This window comes from Erythrobacter sp. CCH5-A1 (assembly GCF_001557115.1).
Lineage (GTDB): Bacteria > Pseudomonadota > Alphaproteobacteria > Sphingomonadales > Sphingomonadaceae > Erythrobacter.
In genome coordinates this window covers 1-475 of record NZ_LSKQ01000151.1, presented here as the reverse complement: position 1 = coordinate 475, position 475 = coordinate 1, and the positions used below count along the sequence as shown (strand labels likewise).

At 62.1% G+C, this 475-nt stretch carries 1 protein-coding gene; it reads right to left on the bottom strand.

Features of this window, described 5'->3' with window-relative positions; translation table 11 throughout:
- Window positions 1-475: strawberry notch-like NTP hydrolase domain-containing protein (locus AX708_RS08685; protein WP_197426368.1), on the bottom strand; the 475-nt coding region annotated here is incomplete at both ends.

Below are 475 nucleotides of genomic sequence, written 5' to 3'. Positions count from 1 at the left end.
CATCAAGGATGCAGGCGGCGATCTGCCTGCCCTTCCCTGCCCCCGTGCCATCGCCGAGGAAATAGCCCTTGCGGTAGGCGCGCCCATGCTCGTCGAGTTGCAGGCCTACGCCCTCTTCAGCCGGAACGAACTGGCCAGGCAGATACTGCTGCCAAGCGTTCCCGGCATAGATGACAGTTTCGATCTGGGCTTCGGATAGCAGGCTTTCCTGCAAGACCCGATCCTGCAGCGCCGGGACATAATCCGGGATCGGTGCCGGGATCGAACCCATGGCCACGCTTTCGACAAGCGGCGTCGGATGTTCGCGTGCGCCAACAATGTCGACCCGGCTTGGCCGGTACGGGATGTAGACCCCGCTTTGCTCACCGAGAATGCGCGGCTTGTCCAGTGTACTGAACGCCAGTGCTTCGATCTTGGGCTCTTGGGCTGCCCTCGCTTTGACGGGCTTTGTGATCGGCGTTGCCCGCATGGCTTT